This window comes from Ignatzschineria larvae DSM 13226 (genome assembly GCF_038500265.1).
GTDB classification, from domain to species: Bacteria; Pseudomonadota; Gammaproteobacteria; order Cardiobacteriales; family Wohlfahrtiimonadaceae; genus Ignatzschineria; species Ignatzschineria larvae.
The window spans coordinates 250,451-271,933 of record NZ_CP150637.1 but is presented as its reverse complement, the minus strand read 5'-3'; the positions used below and the strand labels follow the sequence as shown (position 1 = coordinate 271,933).

Annotated in this window: 30 protein-coding genes; 2 read left to right on the top strand and 28 right to left on the bottom strand. The window is 39.8% G+C overall.

What is annotated here, in order from left to right; genetic code table 11:
• Nucleotides 1–143: 143 nt before the first annotated feature.
• On the bottom strand, nucleotides 144–1,628 hold the full coding sequence (cls, locus tag WMO13_RS01215) for a cardiolipin synthase (RefSeq protein WP_051396084.1): 1,485 nt from the start codon (nucleotides 1,626–1,628) through the stop codon (nucleotides 144–146).
• A 199-nt stretch (nucleotides 1,629–1,827) separates the two neighbouring features.
• On the opposite strand from cls, the gene WMO13_RS01210 reads away from it, so the two are divergent.
• Both WMO13_RS01210 and ilvA read left to right on the top strand, forming a co-directional pair.
• The gene (locus tag WMO13_RS01210; RefSeq protein ID WP_051396083.1) at nucleotides 1,828–2,727 is read left to right on the top strand and encodes an adenylyltransferase/cytidyltransferase family protein; all 900 of its coding nucleotides are present in this window, start codon (nucleotides 1,828–1,830) and stop codon (nucleotides 2,725–2,727) included.
• 178 nt (nucleotides 2,728–2,905) lie between these two features.
• On the top strand, nucleotides 2,906–4,417 hold the full coding sequence (gene ilvA, locus WMO13_RS01205) for a threonine ammonia-lyase, biosynthetic (RefSeq protein WP_026878360.1): 1,512 nt from the start codon (nucleotides 2,906–2,908) through the stop codon (nucleotides 4,415–4,417).
• 228 nt (nucleotides 4,418–4,645) lie between these two features.
• Here the strand turns inward: ilvA and ispH are convergent, their stop codons facing one another.
• From ispH to rplV, 27 genes are all read right to left on the bottom strand, one after another.
• Nucleotides 4,646–5,602, bottom strand: a complete 957-nt coding sequence (gene ispH / locus WMO13_RS01200; protein ID WP_026878359.1) for a 4-hydroxy-3-methylbut-2-enyl diphosphate reductase — start codon at nucleotides 5,600–5,602, stop codon at nucleotides 4,646–4,648.
• Nucleotides 5,595–6,224: a beta-class carbonic anhydrase gene (locus WMO13_RS01195; protein WP_026878358.1), complete on the bottom strand. Its 630-nt coding sequence runs from the start codon at nucleotides 6,222–6,224 to the stop codon at nucleotides 5,595–5,597. The genes ispH and WMO13_RS01195 overlap by 8 nt, the downstream gene beginning before the upstream one ends.
• A 204-nt stretch (nucleotides 6,225–6,428) precedes the next feature.
• Nucleotides 6,429–6,959: a signal peptidase II gene (lspA, locus tag WMO13_RS01190; protein ID WP_026878357.1), complete on the bottom strand. Its 531-nt coding sequence runs from the start codon at nucleotides 6,957–6,959 to the stop codon at nucleotides 6,429–6,431.
• The gene (gene ileS, locus WMO13_RS01185; protein ID WP_245601142.1) at nucleotides 6,952–9,729 is read right to left on the bottom strand and encodes an isoleucine--tRNA ligase; all 2,778 of its coding nucleotides are present in this window, start codon (nucleotides 9,727–9,729) and stop codon (nucleotides 6,952–6,954) included. Before ileS ends, lspA begins: the two co-directional genes overlap by 8 nt.
• Nucleotides 9,730–9,819: 90 nt before the next feature.
• Nucleotides 9,820–10,761: a bifunctional riboflavin kinase/FAD synthetase gene (gene ribF / locus WMO13_RS01180; RefSeq protein ID WP_026878355.1), complete on the bottom strand. Its 942-nt coding sequence runs from the start codon at nucleotides 10,759–10,761 to the stop codon at nucleotides 9,820–9,822.
• A 61-nt stretch (nucleotides 10,762–10,822) separates the two neighbouring features.
• Nucleotides 10,823–11,206, bottom strand: coding sequence for a 50S ribosomal protein L17 (rplQ, locus tag WMO13_RS01175; RefSeq protein WP_026878354.1), 384 nt, complete (start codon nucleotides 11,204–11,206; stop codon nucleotides 10,823–10,825).
• A 29-nt stretch (nucleotides 11,207–11,235) separates the two neighbouring features.
• Nucleotides 11,236–12,240: a DNA-directed RNA polymerase subunit alpha gene (locus tag WMO13_RS01170; RefSeq protein ID WP_026878353.1), complete on the bottom strand. Its 1,005-nt coding sequence runs from the start codon at nucleotides 12,238–12,240 to the stop codon at nucleotides 11,236–11,238.
• Nucleotides 12,241–12,300: 60 nt separating this feature from the next.
• A complete protein-coding gene (gene rpsD / locus WMO13_RS01165; protein WP_026878352.1) occupies nucleotides 12,301–12,921 on the bottom strand; it encodes a 30S ribosomal protein S4 in 621 nt (206 codons plus the stop codon).
• 27 nt (nucleotides 12,922–12,948) lie between these two features.
• The gene (gene rpsK, locus WMO13_RS01160) at nucleotides 12,949–13,338 is read right to left on the bottom strand and encodes a 30S ribosomal protein S11 (RefSeq protein ID WP_026878351.1); all 390 of its coding nucleotides are present in this window, start codon (nucleotides 13,336–13,338) and stop codon (nucleotides 12,949–12,951) included.
• Between the two features lie 22 nt (nucleotides 13,339–13,360).
• Nucleotides 13,361–13,714: a 30S ribosomal protein S13 gene (gene rpsM / locus WMO13_RS01155; RefSeq protein ID WP_026878350.1), complete on the bottom strand. Its 354-nt coding sequence runs from the start codon at nucleotides 13,712–13,714 to the stop codon at nucleotides 13,361–13,363.
• Between the two features lie 68 nt (nucleotides 13,715–13,782).
• Nucleotides 13,783–13,896 carry a 50S ribosomal protein L36 gene (gene rpmJ, locus WMO13_RS01150; protein WP_084331415.1) on the bottom strand — a complete coding sequence of 38 codons (114 nt, stop codon included), beginning with the start codon at nucleotides 13,894–13,896 and terminating at the stop codon, nucleotides 13,783–13,785.
• A gap of 23 nt (nucleotides 13,897–13,919) precedes the next feature.
• Nucleotides 13,920–15,344: a preprotein translocase subunit SecY gene (gene secY / locus WMO13_RS01145; RefSeq protein ID WP_026878349.1), complete on the bottom strand. Its 1,425-nt coding sequence runs from the start codon at nucleotides 15,342–15,344 to the stop codon at nucleotides 13,920–13,922.
• A 2-nt stretch (nucleotides 15,345–15,346) separates the two neighbouring features.
• Nucleotides 15,347–15,781, bottom strand: a complete 435-nt coding sequence (rplO, locus tag WMO13_RS01140) for a 50S ribosomal protein L15 (RefSeq protein WP_026878348.1) — start codon at nucleotides 15,779–15,781, stop codon at nucleotides 15,347–15,349.
• Between the two features lie 14 nt (nucleotides 15,782–15,795).
• Nucleotides 15,796–15,978, bottom strand: a complete 183-nt coding sequence (gene rpmD, locus WMO13_RS01135) for a 50S ribosomal protein L30 (RefSeq protein ID WP_026878347.1) — start codon at nucleotides 15,976–15,978, stop codon at nucleotides 15,796–15,798.
• A 3-nt stretch (nucleotides 15,979–15,981) separates the two neighbouring features.
• Complete coding sequence (rpsE, locus tag WMO13_RS01130; RefSeq protein WP_026878346.1) at nucleotides 15,982–16,500, bottom strand: 30S ribosomal protein S5; 519 nt, start codon at nucleotides 16,498–16,500, stop codon at nucleotides 15,982–15,984.
• A gap of 15 nt (nucleotides 16,501–16,515) precedes the next feature.
• Nucleotides 16,516–16,869, bottom strand: coding sequence for a 50S ribosomal protein L18 (gene rplR, locus WMO13_RS01125; RefSeq protein ID WP_026878345.1), 354 nt, complete (start codon nucleotides 16,867–16,869; stop codon nucleotides 16,516–16,518).
• 9 nt (nucleotides 16,870–16,878) lie between these two features.
• Nucleotides 16,879–17,415, bottom strand: a complete 537-nt coding sequence (rplF, locus tag WMO13_RS01120; RefSeq protein WP_026878344.1) for a 50S ribosomal protein L6 — start codon at nucleotides 17,413–17,415, stop codon at nucleotides 16,879–16,881.
• A 13-nt stretch (nucleotides 17,416–17,428) separates the two neighbouring features.
• Nucleotides 17,429–17,827 carry a 30S ribosomal protein S8 gene (gene rpsH / locus WMO13_RS01115; protein WP_026878343.1) on the bottom strand — a complete coding sequence of 133 codons (399 nt, stop codon included), beginning with the start codon at nucleotides 17,825–17,827 and terminating at the stop codon, nucleotides 17,429–17,431.
• Between the two features lie 11 nt (nucleotides 17,828–17,838).
• Nucleotides 17,839–18,144 (bottom strand): 30S ribosomal protein S14, encoded by a 306-nt coding sequence (gene rpsN / locus WMO13_RS01110; RefSeq protein WP_026878342.1) that lies wholly within the window; start codon nucleotides 18,142–18,144, stop codon nucleotides 17,839–17,841.
• Between the two features lie 17 nt (nucleotides 18,145–18,161).
• The gene (gene rplE / locus WMO13_RS01105) at nucleotides 18,162–18,704 is read right to left on the bottom strand and encodes a 50S ribosomal protein L5 (RefSeq protein WP_026878341.1); all 543 of its coding nucleotides are present in this window, start codon (nucleotides 18,702–18,704) and stop codon (nucleotides 18,162–18,164) included.
• 195 nt (nucleotides 18,705–18,899) lie between these two features.
• Entirely contained in the window at nucleotides 18,900–19,133 is a 234-nt protein-coding gene (gene rplX / locus WMO13_RS01100) for a 50S ribosomal protein L24 (RefSeq protein ID WP_051396082.1), read from the bottom strand.
• Nucleotides 19,134–19,149: 16 nt separating this feature from the next.
• Nucleotides 19,150–19,518, bottom strand: a complete 369-nt coding sequence (gene rplN / locus WMO13_RS01095; protein ID WP_026878340.1) for a 50S ribosomal protein L14 — start codon at nucleotides 19,516–19,518, stop codon at nucleotides 19,150–19,152.
• 2 nt (nucleotides 19,519–19,520) lie between these two features.
• A complete protein-coding gene (gene rpsQ, locus WMO13_RS01090) occupies nucleotides 19,521–19,790 on the bottom strand; it encodes a 30S ribosomal protein S17 (protein WP_026878339.1) in 270 nt (89 codons plus the stop codon).
• On the bottom strand, nucleotides 19,790–19,999 hold the full coding sequence (rpmC, locus tag WMO13_RS01085) for a 50S ribosomal protein L29 (RefSeq protein WP_026878338.1): 210 nt from the start codon (nucleotides 19,997–19,999) through the stop codon (nucleotides 19,790–19,792). The genes rpsQ and rpmC overlap by 1 nt, the downstream gene beginning before the upstream one ends.
• 15 nt (nucleotides 20,000–20,014) lie before the next feature.
• Nucleotides 20,015–20,428, bottom strand: a complete 414-nt coding sequence (gene rplP / locus WMO13_RS01080) for a 50S ribosomal protein L16 (protein WP_026878337.1) — start codon at nucleotides 20,426–20,428, stop codon at nucleotides 20,015–20,017.
• A gap of 2 nt (nucleotides 20,429–20,430) precedes the next feature.
• A complete protein-coding gene (gene rpsC / locus WMO13_RS01075; protein WP_026878336.1) occupies nucleotides 20,431–21,123 on the bottom strand; it encodes a 30S ribosomal protein S3 in 693 nt (230 codons plus the stop codon).
• Between the two features lie 15 nt (nucleotides 21,124–21,138).
• A complete protein-coding gene (gene rplV, locus WMO13_RS01070; RefSeq protein ID WP_026878335.1) occupies nucleotides 21,139–21,471 on the bottom strand; it encodes a 50S ribosomal protein L22 in 333 nt (110 codons plus the stop codon).
• Nucleotides 21,472–21,483 lie beyond the last annotated feature (12 nt).

Genomic DNA, 21,483 nt, shown 5'->3' with positions numbered 1-21,483 from the left:
AATGGCTATAAAACAACAAAAAGCGTGGAATTGTTTGACTTCAACAATCGTTGAACTTGAACAATAGACCACGCTCTATTCATTTGCGCTTACATTCTAATCATCGAGGTTTCAGACTGACTTCGAATCAACAATATAGATTCCTATAGAAGAGATGAAGCAAGATAGACAAATTTATCGGCAAACACGCGATATTTAGGCCGCTTCTCCCACTCTTCTAACGTAACTTGCACCGCATTCTCCAAATCTTCATAGAATTGCGCGGTCATCTTCTCAGCAAACGCTTGGTCATACATAATGGCATTCACTTCAAAGTTCAAATCAAAGCTTCGAATATCCATATTCGCCGTACCAATCATCGCTAGACTTCGGTCATAAACACTCGTCTTTGCATGAATAAAACCTTTCTGATAATGATAGATCTCAACACCAGCCTTTAAGAGATCAAGGTAGAGTGCTCGGCTCGCCATTCGTACTAACATTGAATTGGTTTTTTCAGGCACAAGCAATTTCACTTTCACTTGACTACGTGCCGCGATCTTCAACATCGTTAAAATCTGCTCTGTCGGAATAAAGTAAGGGGTTGTAATGAGAACCTCTTTCTTCGCTAACGCAATTGCCTGCAAGATAGAGTTCATAATAAAAGGCTCTTCTGAATCTGGTCCACTTGCCACAATCTGTACTGCGGTAGTACCTTTACTATCCTTGAGCGATAGCGGGAAAAGCTCTGCATTGGGCTCTACTTTCTGCTTCGCACAGAAGTTCCAATCAGAGAGAAAAATATGCTGTAACGCATAACAGCTATATCCCTCTAAACGCACATGCATATCCCGTAAAATCGGCTTACCACTTGCAGGATCATTAATATAGTCATCACCTATATTGATCCCACCGACAAAACCGATACGGCCGTCAATGACAATAATTTTTCGGTGATTGCGGTAATTGACTCGATTAGCCCAGAAGATAAAGAGAAGTTTTCGAAAGGGGAAGACTTCAATACCGGCCTGGCGCATCTCTGCGGCATATTTTTTACGAATATGTTTACTACCAAAGTCATCATAGATGAAGCGAACCTTGACCCCCTCTTTCGCTTTCTGAATTAAGAGATCTTTGATCTTATTACCAATCACATCATTTCGAACAATATAGTACTCAATATGAATGGTCTCTTTGGCATTCTCAATCGCTTTAATAACTTCAGGAAATTTTCCCTCTCCATTTTTAAGCAGCATTACATCATTATTAAGACTCATCCAATGCACATCTTCCGTTGAAACAGAGTGTGCAAGGCGCTTAAACTGCTCAATAACGGGATTATCGGTCGCCTCAGCTCCCTCTTCTACATGTTTAGTATATTGGTAAATCTCCTCTTTAAGATCCCCGTTATATTCTAATTTCTTATCATACATCGCTTTATTGCGATAATTCACCCCTAAAGAGAGATAGAGAATGACGCCAAATAATGGCAGAAACACTATTAAGACAAGATAACCAAGTGTTTTACTTACGCTAGTGGTATCCATAATAATTTTAACGCAGACCGCCAAAATAAAGAGAATATAGATCGTCAGTGTAATCATACTGCCGGTCCATAAAAAACTACCTTTAAGAATTGATGTAATCATATGCTTTCGTTCTATATTAGTAAGGGATAAATGCGTGTTATTATACTACATTCATTATCAATAAAATATATTTGTCAATTTCTATAAAATGATCTCAATATTATTCTAAACAATCATGATGAGATCATAATGAAACGAATATTAAGCATTTTGTTCGCAGCAATTGCTACCCACAAAAATGAAACAACAAGGGAATAGAATGACACAGAGTATCGGCATGATTGTTGGGAAATTTTATCCACTTCATCAAGGTCATATCAATATGATTCTACAGGCAAGACAACTCGTAGATGAACTCATTGTCTTTGTCTGTAGTGATTCAGAACGGGATCTTAAACTCTTTGAAGAGAGCGCTATGACACGTCTTCCTACTAGTGAAGATCGGACAAATTGGGCAAAACAGGTTTTTGCCACCATTCCTGGCATTCAAGTAGAATCCTTTATAGAAGATGGCATTCCAGCATATCCTAATGGCTGGCAAGCTTGGAGTGAACGACTTCAAGCAACTTTAAATGCGCTTAACATAAAGCCTACTATCATCTTTAGTAGTGAGCTTCAAGATGAAGCACTCTATCGGCAATATTTCAATCTCCCCGTACGCTTAATGGATCCACCGCGCGCCCAATTTGATGTATCTGCTACAAAAATCCGAACCGAACCCTATCGCTATTGGCATTTTATCCCAACCCATATTCGCCCTTTCTTTACCAAACGAATAGTGATTGATACAACTTTTTCTGACACTCTACTATTACAATCAGTCATTCAACTCTTTCAATCTATCGACCAAGTAGATAGCTCTCAACTAGCATTTATTGTGCTTGATCAGAGCCAACTCCCTCAATCTATTCATCATTATCATCAAGAAATGGTGCGCATTAATGGGATTATCGGCTCACCTGCCTTTATCGAACAAACATTAGGCGCCATCGAACAGATCAACCTTAATAAGATTCAGAATAGCCGAGATCTGCCGTATTATAATATGATGGCTCCTAGCATTTTTGAAGCAGATGAAACCGATGATAATGCACTGATGCAATTTAACGAGCTCAACCACTTTGTTGCACAAATACTCGAAATGCCGGCAACAAAATAGGTTACTTATTCGTAAACATGAGATAAAAGCAGATCGTATAAAAATCTCTCCTCAGAAAAGTTGCGCAATACTCGATTCTCAAGCTACTATGAAAATCATTTAATTTTTTATTGAATCATTCAATCACTTCGATTGACCGAATGATTCAGCTACTTTTCAATCAGATAAAGGTTCTACCATGAATGCATTAATCCGGGATATTCTCTCTGCCCGAGTCTATGATGTGGCTAAAAATACCCAACTAGACTACCTCCATCTTTTAAGTCAACAATTACATACCCATATTTGGCTCAAACGTGAAGATCTACAACCGATCTTCTCTTTTAAGATTAGAGGTGCATTCAACCGAATTTTCCAATTAAGCGAAGAAGAGAGAGCTAAAGGGGTGATTTGTGCATCTGCCGGCAATCATGCGCAAGGTGTTGCCTTAAGTGGTCGCCACTTAAAGCTTAAAACAACCATTGTAATGCCAACATCTGCCCCAGCCCTCAAAGTGAATGCCTGTAAAGAGATGGGCGCTGAAGTGATCCTCTATGGTAACAATTTCGACGAAGCCTATGAACACGCGCGCTATCTCTCTGAACAAGAGGGTAAAACATTTATCCATCCCTTTGATGATCTTGCTGTCATTGCGGGACAAGGAACTATTGGTAAAGAGCTTCTAGATCAGAAACCCGATCTTGATGCCATCTTTATTCCTGTCGGCGGCGGAGGATTAATTGCCGGCGTTGCGGCGTATGTGAAATTTATTGCCCCTAATTGTAAAATTATCGGAGTAGAGCCAGAAGAGTCTGCCTCAATGCTCGTTTCACTTCAAGAGAATCAACGGGTAAAACTAACACAAGTAGGCTCTTTTGCCGATGGTACGGCCGTCAAACTGGTAGGTGAAAAAACCTTTGAGATCTGTCAAAAATATGTGGATGATATCGTCACCGTTTCCACAGATGAACTTTGTGCTGCGATGAAAGATATCTTCAATAATACGAGAGCCTTAAGCGAACCATCGGGAGCCCTTAGTGTTGCCGGCATGAAGAAATATCTTCATGAACACCCCGATCATGGCTTTAAAAATGTTGCTGGTATTTTAAGTGGCGCCAATATTAATTTCGATCGTTTACGCCATGCGGCAGAACGCGCAGAATTAGGGGAAAAAAATGAAGCTTTAATTGCTGTCAAAATTCCTGAAATCCCTGGCAGCTTCCACAACTTCATCAATCTTATTGGCAAACGTAGCATTACAGAATTTAATTACCGCTATTCAGATCCCAAAGAAGCGGTTATTTTTGTCGGCTTACAGCTCTCTGCCCGCGATGAAGAGAAAGCACAGATTTTAGAAAATCTGCAAAATCATCAATTAGAAGTGATTGATTTAAGTGATAATGAAGTCGCTAAACTCCATATTCGTCATATGGTCGGAGGTAAATCTGATGTGGAAAATGAACGACTCTTCCGCTTTGAATTCCCCGAACATCCGGGCGCACTCATGCAATTTCTCGCAACTTTAGCGGGTCGTTGGAATATTAGCCTCTTCCATTATCGTAATCATGGCTCTGATTATGGCCGCGTTCTCATAGGCATCCAGGTGCCAGAGCAAAATATTATAGATGGCTCTTTCAATGAATTCTTAGAAGAGATTGGCTATGAGTTTACAGACGAGAATGATAATCCGGCATTTAAACTCTTTCTGTAAGAGAGATTTCTCAAGTATAGTAATGTCGGTTCAAAATAAGCTTATTTAAATGCCGGCGCATCGACTGTAATAAGTAAGGAAGCCATTCTATCCGGCATCTTGCAAGTGTTGTTTAAAATCATTTTTCTTAAACCAAATTTACTATAGATCTCTCAACTAAATACAGCTAGACACAATGAAGCCCATTTATTGAAAATGGGCTCTCTTATATCTATTCCATTTTGATGCTTACAGCTTCTCTTCTGATGGGCGAAGTAATTTCGGAAGCGGAAATACAATATCTTCCTCAATACCCGGCATATTTCCCTCTAGTTGAAAACCAGCATTTTGTAAATACTCAATGACTTCACGCACCAATATATCCGGTGCTGAAGCCCCCGCAGTGACACCGATTAATGTATGATTCTCAAGCCACTTCATATCAATATCCGTCGCACGATCAATAAGATAACTTTCCGTCCCCTCTTTTTCAGCCAATTCCCGCAAACGATTAGAGTTAGAGCTATTTTTAGAACCTACTACCAAAATCAAATCAGCAACTTTTGCCAATTCTTTTACAGCATCTTGTCTGTTTTGTGTGGCATAGCAGATATCACTCTTTTTAGGCCCTTGAATATCAGGAAAGCGGGCTCGTAACGCATCGATTACTTGAGAAGTATCATCGAGCGATAATGTTGTTTGTGTTACAAAAGCTACTTTTTGTGGGTCTTTAACCACTAAATGAGCGACATCATCAACAGTTTCCACCAGATGAATTGTACCACCATATTGGGTATCAAATTGCCCCATTGTACCGATCACTTCAGGATGACCTTCATGACCGATTAAAACTGTATCCATCGCATCTTTGGCAAAACGACTTACTTCTAAATGGACTTTGGTCACCAAGGGACAAGTGGCATCAAAAACTTCTAATCCACGATTTTTAGCATCTTCTTGTACCGCTTTAGAAACACCATGAGCCGAAAATATCACAATTTTACCATCGGGCACTTCATCAAGCTCATCCACAAAAATAGCTCCTCCAGCTTTGAGCGTATCAACCACATATTTATTATGCACTACTTCATGACGCACATAGATCGGAGCCCCAAACAGTTCAAGCGCTCGCTCTACAATAGTAATTGCCCGATCAACACCCGCACAAAATCCCCGAGGGTTCGCCAAAAATATCTTTTTAGTCATGATCATCTATCTCTCTTTCCCCTAATTCTTCAAGCAGATTGGTATGTTCTACATAGCCATTCACCACTGTATGTAACTTCCCTGTGGTCGGATGAATCACCAAACCATGGACAACAACACGCCCTGGCATTAATGGATGATTCCGGATTTTATCAACAGTAAAACGGACACTATCCGCTACATTATCAAAGCCGCGCAACCAACCATCGAGATCAATACCGGCATTTCGAAGCGTGGTAATGGTTGCATCAGTAATTCCAAATTGGCGTGCTTTATCTAAGAGATGTTCAGGATCAAAGCCTCGCATACCACAGTCAGTATGACCGATGACCATAATCTCTTTCACATTAAACTCAAGCGCTGCAACTAATAGGCTACGCATTACTGCACCCCAGGGATGAGTAATTAATGCACCGGCATTTTTGATCACCTTTGCATCGCCATTTTTAAGCCCCATTGCTTTTGGTAAAAGCTCCACAATCCTCGCATCCATGCAGGTTAAAATTGCGAGCTCTTTATTGGGATATTTATCCGTTGAAAGATTGTCATACTCCTTAGAATCCACAAATTCACGATTGTAATCTAAGATGGTTTCTAGCATTGATTTATTATCATCAGCCATGTTTTCTACCCTATGCTATATCTAATAATTGCCACACGATAATCTGACAATATTACTGATTTTATAAAATTGATTCTATAAAAAATAACCCTCAACTTAAGCCCCATTATAAGACCTCAGCGAGGATTATTCCTAAATATTCACTTTATTCATTATTGTAATCGGTAATCGCCTACTCAATTCAATGATCAGGCATTTAAACCATTATTCGTCTTCTTGGATTTTACGTCGTTTCTCCGTTATAGAAGAGAGAATAATAAAACCAACGCCTACAGTAACAAAAATATCTGCCACATTAAAAATGGGGAAATGATACTGACCATAATAGACATGGATAAAATCGATCACATGCCCTAAGGTAACACGATCGATTAAATTCCCAATCGCCCCCACTAATACCGAAGCTAAACCGATTCGAAGCAGGTGTTCCTGAGGCTTTGTCCGGCGAATCCAGAAGAAAAGGATAATGGCAATTAACGTGGTAATCCCAATAAAGAACCAACGTTGCCACCCTTCTTGATCCGCTAAAAAACTAAAAGCAGCGCCAGGATTGTAGACAAGCGTCCAATTGAGAAAAGGGAGTACGGGTACACTCTGCCCATAGAGCAGTAGATGTTCGGCCGCATACTTGCTACCGATATCGAGTAATACACCCACAACCACAAAGAGTGACCAGAAAATCATATTCACTGGTCGCCCTTGTTTGCCATCATACGCTTTTCGACGACTATGCATAGTGACGATCTTCCCCTTCAGGACTTAAATTTTCTACGCAGCGATCACATAATTCAGGATGTTCAGGATGTTTTCCAACCTCTTCCCGATGATGCCAGCATCTGACACACTTATGATACTCATCGCCTAATGCCGTCACTTTAACCGCAAATTTTGCACCCTCTAGCTCTTGAACAGGTAGTGATTCTTCCCGCTCAGCTAATGGTTTAAGATCTGCATAAGATGAAAGTAGTACAAAGCGTAATTCATCTTCTAAACGAGCGATATCCGCAAAGAGTGCATCATCTGCGTAGACCGTAATCCCTGTTTGTAAGGATGAACCGACTTTACCTTCTGTCCGTAATTGTTCGATCTGCTTCGCAGCTTCACGACGAACTTCCAATAATCGATTCCAATAAGCGGTATCGAATGGTGTACCTTCTTCTAGCGATACAAGTCCATCATAAAACTCCGTTAAATAGACAGATTCTAAACGAGCATTACCACGATCACGCATTGCTTGCCATACTTCTTCTGCCGTAAAGGTCAAAATAGGTGCCATCCAACGAACTAATGCCTCTAATACATGATAGAGTGCAGTTTGTGCCGAACGACGGGCTAAAGATTCTTTTGCGGCTGTATATTGACGATCTTTGATGATATCAAGATAGAAACTACCTAAATCAATTGAGCAGAAATATTGTAATTTCTGATAGACATTGTGGAATGAATACTCCAGATAAGCCTCTTTGATCTCTTCTTGAATTTGCAGTGCTCTCGCTACAATCCAACGATCAAGCGGTAACATCTCATCAAATGAAACACCATTGGTCGCTAAATCAAATTCATTGGTATTCGCTAACAAGAAGCGAACCGTATTACGAATACGGCGATAGGTTTCAGAAGTACGTTTCAAAATCTCATCAGAAACAGGGATCTCTCCACGATAATCTGTCGATGAAACCCAAAGGCGAAGTACATCTGCCCCCATCTTATCGATCACATCTGCAGGCTCTACACCATTGCCGAGTGATTTAGACATCTTCCGACCATTCGCATCGACCGTAAAACCATGGGTCAATAATGCTTTATAAGGTGCAACACCATTAATTGCCACAGAAGTGATAATCGATGAATTGAACCAACCACGATGCTGATCCGATCCTTCAAGATAGAGATCTGCAGGATACGCTAATTCAGGACGACGTGCTAATACGCTAAAATGCGTTGTTCCTGAGTCAAACCAGACATCTAATGTATCTGTATTTTTCTGATAGTGTACGGCTTCTTCCGCAGGCAAATAATCTTCTACCGCTGCGCCAAACCACGCCTCAAGACCTTTCTCCCGAATACGATCGGCAACATTTTCCATCAATTCATCAGTACGTGGATGAAGTTCCCCACTCTCTTTATGCAAGAAGAATGGAATAGGCACGCCCCAGTAACGTTGACGTGAAATACACCAATCACCACGACCTTCGATCATGCCATAGAGGCGCTCTCTCCCCCAAGTCGGGATAAATTGTACTTGATCAATTTGATCTAGAACCTCTTGACGAAGCCCCTGTTTATCCATACTGATAAACCATTGTGGGGTTGCCCGATAGATTGTCGGTGTTTTATGGCGCCAACAATGAGCATAGCTATGGGTAATTTTACCGCTATGAATTAGGATGCCTTTCTCTGTTAAGAAAGCAATCATCTCAGGCTCAATTCCGCGAATATTTTTACCACCAAAATGAGGGACCGCCTGAATATAGGTACCATCCCCTAAGACCGGATTTTCAAACTCAATGCCATATTTAAGCGCTACAGCATAGTCTTCTTCACCATGTGCAGGCGCAGTATGCACAAAGCCAGTACCTGCATCTAAGGTAACGTGATCGCCTAAGATGACAGGCACATTTTTATCTTCAATAGGATGACGAAGCTCGATGCCCTCAACCGCTTTTCCTTCAAATTCAGCCAAAATCTCTAACTGGCAATCCCAACTTTTTTCAAGCGTTTCAACTAAATCACGGGCAACAAGGTATTCTTTGCCATCTTTACGAATAAGTGCATAGATAAAATCAGCATTTGCCGAAACAGCAGCGTTGCCCGGTAATGTCCAAGGTGTTGTTGTCCAAATTACAACGGCCACATCATCTGATACAGCATGATTAATGCGCTTCGCTAAATCCGCACTGTCCACAACAGGGAATGCAACATCGATACTATAAGAGACCTTATCGGCATACTCTACTTCAGCTTCCGCTAATGAGGAACCACAATCTAGACACCAATGTACAGGACGAGCCCCTTTTTCAAGGTGACCTTTTTTCACAATCTCTTTGAGCGCTAAAACAATATCCGCTTCAGTATCTTGGTTCATCGTCAAATAAGGCTTCTCCTCATAAGAGAGAACACCTAAACGCTTGAAGCCTTTTGCTTGAATTGCAATCTGTGTTCCTGCAAATTCCCGGCATTTTTCCCGGAATTGTGCAGGGGTTAGCTGATCACCGACTTTACCAAATTTCTTCTCAACTACGAGTTCAATCGGTAAACCATGGCAATCCCACCCCGTCACATAAGGAGAATCAAAACCCAATTGGCCACGGGATTTAATAATAATATCTTTGAGGATTTTATTAACTGCGTGTCCAAGATGAATAGCGCCATTTGCGTAAGGAGGGCCATCATGCAGGATAAATTTAGGTTTACCAGCAAAGAGTTCACGCTGTTTATGGTAAAGATCAATCTGATCCCAATACTCAATAAATTCAGGCTCACGCTTTGGCAAGTTCCCACGCATCGGGAAATCTGTTTCCGGTAAGTTTAAAGTGTCACGATATACGTGATCATTTTTTTCTTCACTCTTATTTACTTTACTCACGTTCACATCCTACTTTAGAAGATTGAAATAATCTTTTGAAACTTGAGCATCTGCGAGAATCTGCGCTTTTAACGCCTCTAAACTCTCAAAACGACGCTCATCACGAATTTTTGATAAAAATTGTACACTCACATCGGCGCCATATAGATTCCGGTTAATATCATGTAAGTGTACTTCTAAATTGGGCTTAATGCCATTCACTGTTGGTCTATAACCAATATTAGCTACTCCATTTAACTTTTCGCCCGTTTTACAAAGTGTCGCATAAACATTATAAACACCTGTAAAGAGTGGTTTAAAACGTTTTAAAGGTAAATTAATCGTTGCAGTTCCTAATGTTCTTGCCAATTGATTACCATAGACAACTCGACTAATCATCGTATAAGGTCTGCCAAGATAGAGCGCCGCTTGATTAAAATTAGACTCTGCTAACGCTGACCGGATAAGCGTTGATGAAATACGCGTATCGCCAATATAGTAATAATCCTCCTTGATTACTTCAAAAGGATAGATACGAGATGCCTCTAAAAGATCTTGATATGAACCGGTTGCTTTAATACCAAAACGAAAATCATCGCCAACCACAATCCCCTTAACACCTAATGTTTCTACCAAGAAATGTTGAATAAATTGCGTAGGCGTCCATTCCCGTACAGCATGTGTAAAGGGTAGGATAATGACCTCATCAACCGCATTATGCGCTTTTAAGAAAATTAACTTCTCTTTTAAGGACATAATTCGCCCTGGAGCCTTATCCCCCAAGAAAAACTCATGAGGTAAAGGTTCAAATGTGATCAATGTCCGCTTTGCATCAGGATAACGCAATGCGAGTTCATTCAATCTTGCTAATAATTTTTGGTGCCCCAAATGCACACCATCAAAAGCCCCTAATGTCACTACACGCGGAACATTCGGCGTATTTTGAGCGTCTCGATAAAAGAAAAAATCCATATTTTGACCATTCAATAAAAAAGCCGGCTATAAAATAACCGGCTAATAATTAATATTGGGTTTAGCTGGCATCAGCTTGAGTTTTCGCTGGGCGATCTACAAGCTCTATATATGCCATTGGTGCATTGTCTCCTGGACGGAAACCACACTTCATAATGCGAAGGTAACCACCTTGACGATCTTTGAAGAGAGGACCATAAACTTCGAAGAGTTTTTGAACCATTTCACGAGATCTCAATGCTGCAAATGCTTTACGGCGATTTGCAACAGTATCTACTTTCGCTAAAGTGATTAAAGGTTCAACGATACCACGAAGCTCTTTTGCTTTTGGCACAGTTGTTTTGATGATTTCATGTTCAAGAATAGATACTGACATATTTTTGAACATAGCCTTTCTATGTGCTGAAGTGCGACTAAATGCACGACCTGCTTTACGATGACGCATTGTTATACTTCCTATTCAATAAATTAAAATTATGCTGGTGGTTTTGTCGTATCTAAATTAGGTGGTGGCCAATTATCTAGCGTCATACCTAATGATAAACCATATTGAGCCAACACATCTTTAATCTCTGTTAATGATTTTTTACCAAGATTAGGTGTTTTAAGTAGTTCTGTTTCTGTTTTCTGAATTAGATCACCAATATAATATACACTCTCTGCTTTCAAGCAATTAGCAGAGCGAACGGTTAGTTCTAAATCATCAACAGGTCTCAATAATGTAGGATCAATCTCGAACTCTGGCTCTTCTTGAACAGGCTCTTCTTCAGGCATCGCTTTCAAGTCTACAAAAACACTCAACTGTTCATGTAAAATCGTTGCGGCATTACGAATTGCTTGCTCTGGATCTAAAGTGCCATTCGTTTCAAGTGCAATCACTAATTTATCTAAGTCGGTACGCTGTTCAACACGAGCTGACTCAACGCGATAACTTACACGATTTACTGGACTAAAAGTAGTATCTAACCGAAATAAACCTAAAGTAGAAGATGCACTCTCACCAGCTTCGATTTCACGGTTAGCAGCAGTGCTATAGCCTCTGCCACTTTCTACTTTCAGACGCATTTTTAACGAACCACTAGAAGTTAAATTAGCAATGACATGATCTGGATTGATAATTTCCACATTATGTGGAACTTCCAAATCTCCTGCCAAAACAGGACCTTTACTCTTCTTCTCTAAAGTGATATACGCTTCAGGTGCATCATGTAATATGATTGCAATACCTTTGAGATTTTGCAGAAGATCAATAACATCTTCTTGCATACCTGGAATTGCAGAGTACTCTTTTGAAACACCCTCAATCTCACATTCTGTAATCGCTGCACCTGGCATCGAAGATAGCAGAATACGACGAAGTGCATTCCCGAGTGTATGCGCAAACCCTCTCTCAAGAGGTTCTAACGAAATTTCAGAGAAATGATTTTCGTCGGTTTTGATCTCCACAATACGTGGAGTTAACAACTCATTTAAAGCCATATGTACTTACCCGATTGATCTAAAATAATAAGAAGGAACGAAATAAAACCAATATGCTTATTATTTTGAGTACAGCTCAACTACTAATGACTCGTTAATATCTGCTGGTAGATCCGAACGCTCAGGAACACGTTTAAACTCGCCTTCCATTTTTGTTTTATCAACTGAAACCCAGTCAACAAGACCATTTGCTTCAGCAAGCTCCATAGCATAAGCAATACGTGCTTGCTTTTTAGAGCGCTCTCTAATAGAGACTGTATCCGTTGGTTTTAATTGGTAAGAAGGAATATTAACCTTTTCACCATTCACTAAGATTGAGTTATGACTTACTAGCTGGCGTGCTTCCGCACGTGTTGAAGCAAATCCCATACGATAAACGACGTTATCTAAGCGGCTCTCAAGGATCGAAAGAAGATTTTCACCTGTTGAACCTTTACGTCTATCTGCTTCTTTATAGTAAAGATGGAATTGTTTTTCTAATAAACCATAAATTCTTTTAAGCTTTTGTTTTTCACGCAACTGCAAACCATAGTCAGATGTACGACCTGGTTTTGCACCGTGCTGACCAGGCGCTTTGTCATGATGACATTTCGATTCGAATGAACGTGCGCTAGATTTTAAGTGAAGATCAGTACCTTCACGTCTTGCTAATTTACATTTTGGGCCAATATAACGTGCCATGACTAATAATACTCCTTAAAAATTGAATTACACTCTGCGCTTTTTAGGCGGACGACAACCATTGTGAGGAATAGGTGTCACATCAGAGATACTAGTGATTTTATAGCCAATCGCATTAAGAGCTCTTACTGCAGAGTCACGACCAGGGCCAGGACCACTGATATTAACATCCAAATTTTTAAGACCATATTCTTGTGCAACTGTTCCCGCTCTTTCTGCCGCTACTTGCGCTGCGAAAGGCGTAGATTTTCTTGACCCACGAAAACCTGATCCACCGGCTGTTGCCCATGAAAGTACGTTTCCTTGACGGTCAGAAATAGTCACGATTGTATTGTTGAAAGATGCTTGTACATGTGCGATGCCATCTACAACACTTCTTCTAACACGCTTGCGCGTTTTAACTGAAGGTTTTGCCATTTTTTAATATTTCCTTAACAAATTATTTAACTAGTCTTCTAGGACCTTTGCGCGTACGAGCATTAGTTTTCGTACGTTGTCCTCTTAAAGGTAAGCTACGACGATGGCGGATGCCTCTATAGCAACCAAGATCCATCAAACGCTTAATGCTTAAAGAAACTTCACGACGTAAGTCTCCCTCTACGACATATTCACCAACCTTTGCACGAAGTGCATCGATTTGGGCATCTGTTAAGTCTTTAACTTTAGTTGTAGGATCAACATCTGCTGCTGCACAAATTGCTTTAGCGCGAGTTGGCCCAACTCCATAAATAGATTGCAGTGAAATAATCACATGCTTTTGTACTGGTATATTGATACCTGCTATACGTGCCATATAAAACCTATCCTAAATATCTATCAAGCAGAGCATTCTACCTGATAATTAAAATTTACACAATATTATTAGCCTTGACGTTGCTTATGACGACCATCTTCGCAAATAACTCTCACAACACCACTGCGTTTTACAATCTTACACTTGCGGCATATTTTCTTAACTGACGCTCTTACTTTCATTTATTTTACTCCAATTAATTTTATTAAAAGTTTGGTGGGGTACCATTCAATGCTGAACTAATGTTGGCTTTTTTCATTAAAGACTCATACTGTTGAGACATTAACAATGCTTGAATTTGTGTTACTAAATCCATAACCACAACGACTGCGATCAGAATAGAAGTACCACCGAAATACATCTGCACAGGACTGATACCGTTAAATAGTTCAGGCAATAAACAGATAATCGTAATATAGAGAGATCCCCACAATGTAATACGTGTTAATACTCTATCTAAATATTGCGATGTATGAATGCCTGGTCTAATCCCGGGAATAAATCCACCATTTTTCTTAAGATTTTCTGCGGTTTCTTTAGAATTAAACTGAAGAGCCGTATAGAAGAAACAGAAGAAGATGATGAGCGCTGCGAATAAAATCATATACGCAGGTTGTCCAGGTAAGAAGTATTTTACTCCATAAAATCCGAGCTTATTAAGTGTCAAGGATACATAATAGCTAAAGCTCCCCCAAAGCCCTGTATCCGCGTCAGTCAATTCAGGCACATTAATTTTGCTTAAACCAGTACTAATTGTATAAACAAAAGATAGGAATGCCGAACCGAAGATTGCAGGAATTACACCTGACATATTGAGTTTTAATGGCAAATGATTAGTTTGGTTCCCCAAAGACATCATTCTACCCTGTTGGCGTCTAGCATATTGAATTGTAATTCTACGTTGCCCTCTTTCGATGAAGACAATCGCAAAAATAACAGCAAAAACTAGTAAGAAAAGCACAACAAGGAGTAACCACATTGCACCACCTTGGGTGGTAGCAGTTTCAAATAGGAAAGCAACCGACGAAGGAATACCCATAAGGATACTTGCAAAGATGATCATTGAAATACCATTACCAATCCCTCTTTCTGTGATCTGCTCTCCTAGCCATACCAAGAACATTGTTCCTGTGACAAGCGTTAAAGTAGAGAGAGAAACAAAAAGAACCGGCGGAATAACAACGAGTTCAGCATTTACAAACCCACCGTTCATAATCGCAATGGAGTAGACAATCCCTTGTACTAAACCAAATGCAATCGTCATATAGCGAGTGTACTGCGTCATTTTACGACGACCTGCTTCCCCTTCTTTCTTCAACTGCTCTAATGGTGAATACACCACTGATAGCAATTGAATTACAATCGATGCTGTAATATAAGGCATAACACCTAACATAAAGACCGACATTTTCTCGAATGCACCACCCGAGAAGAGATTAATCATTGCAGATATACCACCTTGCTGACCTTGCTGCTCCATCACTTGTGATAATGTTACAGCATCAATACCAGGCAATGTAATATAGACACCAATTCTATAAACAACTAATGCCAAGACTAAAAACCATAGTCTTGACAAGAGTCCCGAAAAACGTCCGAGGTTATTAGCCCCTATTTGATTTTTTTGCATACTTACTCTTCGACAGAGCCACCAGCCGCTTCAATTGCAGCCTTTGCCCCTTTAGTAACACTAATACCTTTCAAAGTGATTGCTTTATTAATTTCACCTGAAAGCATAACTTTAGCACGAGTATATTTTGCTGAGATTAGATTGCTTTCAATCAATGATGCAAAAGTGACTTCATTGCCCGCTACTTTGTTAAGTGCTGATAAAGGCACTTCAACTGTAACAAGACCAATTCTAGAGTTAAAACCCACTTTTGGCAATCTTCTTTGTAGAGGTTGTTGACCTCCCTCAAACCCAACTTTGTGATATCCACCTGATCTAGAATGTTGACCTTTATGACCGCGACCTGCTGTTTTGCCGAGGCCAGAACCACAACCACGACCTACACGGCGTCTATTAGTCTTACTTCCAAATGCAGGTTTTAATGTATTTAATTTCATTGTTATACCAATCCCTACTGTTCTACTTTAAGCAAGTAAGCTACTTTGTTAATCATCCCCATATTTTCAGGTGTATTTAACACCTCAACTGTATGATGAAGACGTCTTAAACCTAAGCCTCTAACACAATCACGATGTGATTGTAAGCGACTATTAGTGCTCTTTACAAGAGTGACTTTAATCGTTTTCTGCGTCATAACTTACCCTCTGATCTCTTCGACAGTTTTACCACGTTTAGCGGCAATCTCTTCAGGTGTTAACATCGCGCTTAATCCTTTGATTGTTGCTTGAACAACGTTCACAGGATTACGAGAGTTTTGACATTTTGCAAGTACATCTTTTACACCTGCAACTTCAAATACTGCACGCATCGCACCACCGGCAATTACCCCTGTACCTTCTGATGCTGGTTGCATGTAAACACGAGCCGCATTATGTGTACCAGTTACAGAATATTGCAATGTACCACCATTAAGTGAAACATTTTTAATATTTCTTTTTGCTTGTTCAATTGATTTCTTGATAGCAACAGGCACTTCTTTTGCTTTCGCATATCCGTAACCTACTTTACCATTACCATCACCAACAACAGTTAGAGCAGCAAAAGAAAATTGTCTACCACCTTTTACTGTTTTAGAAACTCGATTAACAGTTACAAGTTTCTCTTGATAGCCATCACTTGCTACAGCTACATTTTGATTTTCAACTTTTGTAGTCATCTATTTCCTTCCTTATTAAAACTCTAATCCAGCTTCTCTAGCTGCATCTGCTAGAGCTTTAACGCGGCCATGATACTTAAACCCAGAACGATCAAAAGCAACATTTTTGATACCAGCTGCTTGCGCTTTTGCTGCAATATCTTTACCCACAGCAATTGCTGCATCAACATTACCAGTGCCTTTAACTTGTGATTTAACATCAGCAAGTAAGGTTGAACTTGCAACTAAAACCTTGTTCTCAACGCCACTAATAATTTGCGCATAGATATGTCTTGGAGTTCTATGAACAGTTAAACGATCAACCTTTAACTCTCTCATTTTGATACGAGCCTTAAGGCTTCTTCTGTATCTTGCATCTCTTTTTTTCATTGTTCTCACCTATTTTTTCTTAACTTCTTTCAATGAAACAACTTCATCCGAGTAACGAACACCCTTACCTTTATAAGGCTCTGGTGGACGATACGCTCTGATTTTAGCTGCAACTTGACCCACGGCTTGTTTGTCAACACCTTTGATCACAATTTCAGTTTGTGTAGGTGTCTCACAAGTTACACCTTCAGGCATAGTGTGAGCGATAGGATGAGAGAAACCAAGAGTAAGGTTAAGCGTTGAACCTTGTGCTTGCGCTCTGTAACCAACACCATTAAGAATAAGTTTTCTCTCAAATCCTTGAGATACACCTACTACTAAATTGTTTACTAACGAACGCATAGTACCGGCAATAGCATAACTACCTTTGCTTTGCACTAAATCTGGAACGATTTCTAATTCATTCCCTTCTTGTTTAATTCCTACAGATGAATGCAATTGTAAATCATGCTCACCTTTAGGACCTTTTGCTTTTACGTTATTACCAGAGATTGTGACTTCAACACCCGCTGGCACAGTAATAATCTGCTTAGCTACACGTGACATCCGAACCCCCTAATTAAGCAACAACGCAGATCACTTCACCACCAAGCGACAAAGATCTCGCTTTATGGTCAGTCATCATACCTTGTGAAGTTGAAACAATAGCAATCCCTAAGCCACCTAAAATCTGTGGAAGACCGTGTTTATCACGATAAACACGAAGACTTGGCTTACTAACTCTTTCGATACGCTCAATAACGGGTCTGCCTTGATAATATTTCAACTCAAGAACAAGTTTCTTATCAGATACTTTTTCACCAGTTGTTTTGATATTAGCAATGTAACCTTCTTCAAGAAGTACGTTTGCAATAGATTTTTTTAAGTTAGAGAACGGAATCTCTACTTCTGTTTTTTCAGATATTTGCGCATTCCGAATGCGAGTCAACATATCTGAAATAGGATCGTGCATACTCATTAATAATTCTCCTACCAACTAGATTTTCTTAAGCCAGGAATATCACCACGCATAGTGATTTCTCTTAACTTGTTACGACCAAGACCAAACTTGCGATAAACACCATGAGGTCTACCAGTAATGCTACAACGTCTGCGACGTCTAGATGGAGAGGAATCTCTTGGTAACTTCTGTAATGCTACTACTGCAGTCTCTTTCTCTTCTGCTGTAGCATCTGTACTAATAATAATTTTCTTTAATTCTTCGCGTTTTGCAGCGTATTTTGCAACTAATTTTGCACGCTTTTTCTCGCGATTAACCATTGATACTTTAGCCATAATATCCTGCTTTATAATTAATTACGAAATGGGAAGTTGAAAGCACTGAGAAGCGCTTTTGCTTCTTTATCAGTTTTTGCTGTCGTCGCGATACTAATATCCATACCACGTACTGCATCAACTTTTTCATATTCGATTTCAGGGAAAACGATCTGTTCTTTAATACCAAAGTTATAGTTACCGCGACCATCAAAAGAACGAGCGCTCACACCACGGAAATCTCTTACGCGTGGTAAAGAGATATTGATCAAACGATCTAAAAACTCATACATTGTTGTACGACGAAGTGTTACACGACAACCTACAGGCCAACCATCACGGATTTTGAAACCTGCAACAGACTTTCTAGACAACGTTACTTGTGCTTGTTGACCTGAAATAGCAGTCATTTCTGCGACTGCAAAATCCATTACTTTCTTATCAAGAACCGCTTCACCAACACCCATATTTAATGAGATTTTGGTAATTTTTGGTACTTCCATAGGATTAGTGTAGCCAAACTCTTCAATGAGTTTTGGAACCACAACTTCATCATAATATTGCTTTAATCTTGCTTTCATGATATTCCTCAATGCCTAACGGATATGTCTTTTAACGCGATACATCCTATTGGACACAGTAATTATTTATAAAATGAGCTGGCTATAATACCAAAAGCGTTAAGAATAGCCAACTTTTTTTACACTATGTTTTAAAATCTAATAAAGAGTATCTATATTAATTTCTCAATCATTACAGATACTCTAACTAGATTTTTATTTTGAAGCTTCAGCGCTGTGAAGTTTTACATTTGAAATGTCGATAAAAGACTCTTGCTCAACACGTCCACCTTCAATCCCTAACTGAGGATTAGGTTTTACATGTTTAATTACTCTGTTAGCGCCAGCTACTTTTACACGACCATCTTTGACTTCTAATACAGTACCGCGATGCCCTTTACTATTTCCGGTAATTACTACAACTTCATCACCTTTACGAATCTTTGCCATATTTAAAACCTCTTGACTAGATAACTTCAGGTGCAAGCGAAATAATTCTCATAAACTTATCACCACGCAACTCACGAGTTACAGGGCCAAAGATACGAGTTCCGATTGGATCCAAGTTATTATTAAGAAGAACTGCAGCATTGCCATCAAACTTGATCAAAGATCCATCTTGACGACGAATACCTTTACGAGTTCTTACAACAACTGCATTGTACACATCACCTTTTTTCGCACGTCCACGAGGAATCGCCTCTTTTACAGAAACTTTAATAACATCTCCAACGGTTGCATAGCGACGATGTGAACCACCGAGAACCTTGATACACATCACTTTACGTGCACCAGAGTTATCAGCAACATCTAAAACTGTTTGCATCTGAATCATTATTAACCCCTCGCTTCTTCAACGACGCGTACTAAGTCCCAAGTCTTTTTCTTAGAAATAGGACGCACTTGTTTGATTTCTACGATATCACCAATATTACATGCATTCGCTTCATCATGCGCATAGAATTTAGTTGAGCGTTTTACATACTTTTGGTATTTAGGATGCTTAACTAATCTTTCTACATATACAGTAATGGTTTTATCACTTTTGTTTGAAACAACTGTACCGATCACAGTACGAGCATGTTGTTGTTCAATAGCAGTAGTCATTATTTACCACCCTCTTCTTTTTCACCAAGTACTGTGTTAATTCTCGCGATTTCTCTACGAGACTCTTTAAACTGGTGAGACTTCTCAAGTTGACCAGTTGCCTTTTGCATACGAAGGTTAAACAAACCACGTTGCAATTGAAGTTTTTCTTCTCTTAACTCATTAACAGACTTTTCTCTTAATTGAGTTGCTTTAGATACTTTACTCATGAATACCCTCACCTATTAAAGAACTGTACGTTCAGCAAACGCTGTTTTAACAGATAGCTTTGCAGAAGCAAGTCTAAATGCTTCACGAGCAACAGTTTCCGTGACACCTTCAATTTCAAAAAGCACACGACCTGGTTGAACTTTTGCTACCCAGTATTCAACGTTACCTTTACCACTACCCATTCGAACTTCTAATGGTTTACCAGTAATTGGCACATCAGGGAAAACACGGATATAAACTTTACCACCACGACGGATATAGCGAGTAATCGCACGACGTGCTGCCTCGATTTCACGAGCATTGATGCGTCCATTTTCAGTAGATTTTAATCCGAACTCGCCAAAATCCACCTTATTACCTGCTGCCGCAACCCCACGGTTACGACCTTTACGCATTTTTCTAAATTTAGTACGTTTTGGTTGCAACATGATTACTCACCTTTCCTTCTTCTGTTTCTTTTCTTAGGTGCTGCTTCTTCCTGCTCCACTGCAAGGTAATCAAACACTTCACCTTTGTAGATCCAGACTTTAACCCCTAAGATACCATAAGTTGTTAATGCTTCAGCTGTTCCGTAGTCGATATCCGCACGGAATGTATGCAATGGCACACGACCTTCACGATACCACTCTGCACGTGCAATTTCAGCACCGTTTAAACGACCTGATACATTAACACGAATCCCTTCAGCACCTAAACGCATAGTATTTGTTACAGCTCGGCGCATAGCACGTCTAAACATCACACGACGCTCTAATTGTTGTGCGATACCTTCAGCGACAAGATATGCATCTAATTCCGGCTTTCTGATCTCTTGGATAAGAACATGTACAGGACAACCCATGATTTTAGAAAGTTCTTTACGAAGTACTTCAATATCTTCACCTTTCTTACCAATCACAACACCAGGTCTAGCTGTATGAATAACAACTTGTGCAGACTTTGATGGACGGCTGATATGAATTTTAGAAACTGCAGCCCCTGCTAATTTCTTTCTCAAATATTCTCTAACTCTAAAGTCAGATTCAACGAACTCAGGGAAGGCTTTAGAATCCGCGTACCAACGCGAATTCCAGTCTTTTGAGATCCCTAAGCGTATACCGGTTGGATTTACTTTTTGACCCATTTTGACTTACTCCTATTAAGCTTCAGCAACGACTACAGTGATATGACTGGTCTTCTTGAGGATACGGTCACCACGGCCTTTAGCACGTGCGCGCATTCTCTTAAGAAGAGGACCCTCATCAACCATAATTGTTTTCACAAATAGGGTATCGATGTCTGCTCCAAAGTTATTCTCAGCATTATCCATTGATGAAATTAATACTTTACGAATTAAACCTGCAGCTTTCTTATCACTGAATTGTAATAAAGTAAGTGCACGATCAACAGGTAACCCACGTACCTGATCTGCAACTAAGCGCGCTTTCTGAGGAGAAATTCGCGCATTGCGATGTATTGCTCTGCTTTCCATAATATATCTCCT

What these genes read in the sequence shown, in the direction of transcription:
- rpsM (WP_026878350.1), bottom strand. Translation starts at nt 13,714, where the DNA reads ATGGCACGTATAGCAGGTATCAATATACCAGTACAAAAGCATGTGATT.
- ribF (WP_026878355.1), bottom strand. Translation starts at nt 10,761, where the DNA reads ATGGATTTTTTCTTTTATCGAGACGCTCAAAATACGCCGAATGTTCCG.
- rplO (WP_026878348.1), bottom strand. Translation starts at nt 15,781, where the DNA reads ATGAAATTAAATACATTAAAACCTGCATTTGGAAGTAAGACTAATAGA.
- rpmD (WP_026878347.1), bottom strand. Translation starts at nt 15,978, where the DNA reads ATGACGCAGAAAACGATTAAAGTCACTCTTGTAAAGAGCACTAATAGT.
- rpsE (WP_026878346.1), bottom strand. Translation starts at nt 16,500, where the DNA reads ATGACTACAAAAGTTGAAAATCAAAATGTAGCTGTAGCAAGTGATGGC.
- rplX (WP_051396082.1), bottom strand. Translation starts at nt 19,133, where the DNA reads ATGGCAAAGATTCGTAAAGGTGATGAAGTTGTAGTAATTACCGGAAAT.
- rplR (WP_026878345.1), bottom strand. Translation starts at nt 16,869, where the DNA reads ATGAAAAAAAGAGATGCAAGATACAGAAGAAGCCTTAAGGCTCGTATC.
- rpsK (WP_026878351.1), bottom strand. Translation starts at nt 13,338, where the DNA reads ATGGCAAAACCTTCAGTTAAAACGCGCAAGCGTGTTAGAAGAAGTGTT.
- WMO13_RS01210 (WP_051396083.1), top strand. Translation starts at nt 1,828, where the DNA reads ATGACACAGAGTATCGGCATGATTGTTGGGAAATTTTATCCACTTCAT.
- rpsH (WP_026878343.1), bottom strand. Translation starts at nt 17,827, where the DNA reads ATGAGTATGCACGATCCTATTTCAGATATGTTGACTCGCATTCGGAAT.
- cls (WP_051396084.1), bottom strand. Translation starts at nt 1,628, where the DNA reads ATGATTACATCAATTCTTAAAGGTAGTTTTTTATGGACCGGCAGTATG.
- rpsQ (WP_026878339.1), bottom strand. Translation starts at nt 19,790, where the DNA reads ATGACTACTGCTATTGAACAACAACATGCTCGTACTGTGATCGGTACA.
- rplE (WP_026878341.1), bottom strand. Translation starts at nt 18,704, where the DNA reads ATGAAAGCAAGATTAAAGCAATATTATGATGAAGTTGTGGTTCCAAAA.
- lspA (WP_026878357.1), bottom strand. Translation starts at nt 6,959, where the DNA reads ATGCATAGTCGTCGAAAAGCGTATGATGGCAAACAAGGGCGACCAGTG.
- WMO13_RS01195 (WP_026878358.1), bottom strand. Translation starts at nt 6,224, where the DNA reads ATGGCTGATGATAATAAATCAATGCTAGAAACCATCTTAGATTACAAT.
- rplF (WP_026878344.1), bottom strand. Translation starts at nt 17,415, where the DNA reads ATGTCACGTGTAGCTAAGCAGATTATTACTGTGCCAGCGGGTGTTGAA.
- ispH (WP_026878359.1), bottom strand. Translation starts at nt 5,602, where the DNA reads ATGACTAAAAAGATATTTTTGGCGAACCCTCGGGGATTTTGTGCGGGT.
- rpmC (WP_026878338.1), bottom strand. Translation starts at nt 19,999, where the DNA reads ATGAGTAAAGTATCTAAAGCAACTCAATTAAGAGAAAAGTCTGTTAAT.
- rpsN (WP_026878342.1), bottom strand. Translation starts at nt 18,144, where the DNA reads ATGGCTAAAGTATCAATGGTTAATCGCGAGAAAAAGCGTGCAAAATTA.
- rpsD (WP_026878352.1), bottom strand. Translation starts at nt 12,921, where the DNA reads ATGGCACGTTATATTGGCCCAAAATGTAAATTAGCAAGACGTGAAGGT.
- rpsC (WP_026878336.1), bottom strand. Translation starts at nt 21,123, where the DNA reads ATGGGTCAAAAAGTAAATCCAACCGGTATACGCTTAGGGATCTCAAAA.
- rplV (WP_026878335.1), bottom strand. Translation starts at nt 21,471, where the DNA reads ATGGAAAGCAGAGCAATACATCGCAATGCGCGAATTTCTCCTCAGAAA.
- secY (WP_026878349.1), bottom strand. Translation starts at nt 15,344, where the DNA reads ATGCAAAAAAATCAAATAGGGGCTAATAACCTCGGACGTTTTTCGGGA.
- rplN (WP_026878340.1), bottom strand. Translation starts at nt 19,518, where the DNA reads ATGATTCAGATGCAAACAGTTTTAGATGTTGCTGATAACTCTGGTGCA.
- rplP (WP_026878337.1), bottom strand. Translation starts at nt 20,428, where the DNA reads ATGTTGCAACCAAAACGTACTAAATTTAGAAAAATGCGTAAAGGTCGT.
- ilvA (WP_026878360.1), top strand. Translation starts at nt 2,906, where the DNA reads ATGAATGCATTAATCCGGGATATTCTCTCTGCCCGAGTCTATGATGTG.
- WMO13_RS01170 (WP_026878353.1), bottom strand. Translation starts at nt 12,240, where the DNA reads ATGGCTTTAAATGAGTTGTTAACTCCACGTATTGTGGAGATCAAAACC.
- rpmJ (WP_084331415.1), bottom strand. Translation starts at nt 13,896, where the DNA reads ATGAAAGTAAGAGCGTCAGTTAAGAAAATATGCCGCAAGTGTAAGATT.
- ileS (WP_245601142.1), bottom strand. Translation starts at nt 9,729, where the DNA reads ATGCGTGGGAACTTGCCAAAGCGTGAGCCTGAATTTATTGAGTATTGG.
- rplQ (WP_026878354.1), bottom strand. Translation starts at nt 11,206, where the DNA reads ATGCGTCATCGTAAAGCAGGTCGTGCATTTAGTCGCACTTCAGCACAT.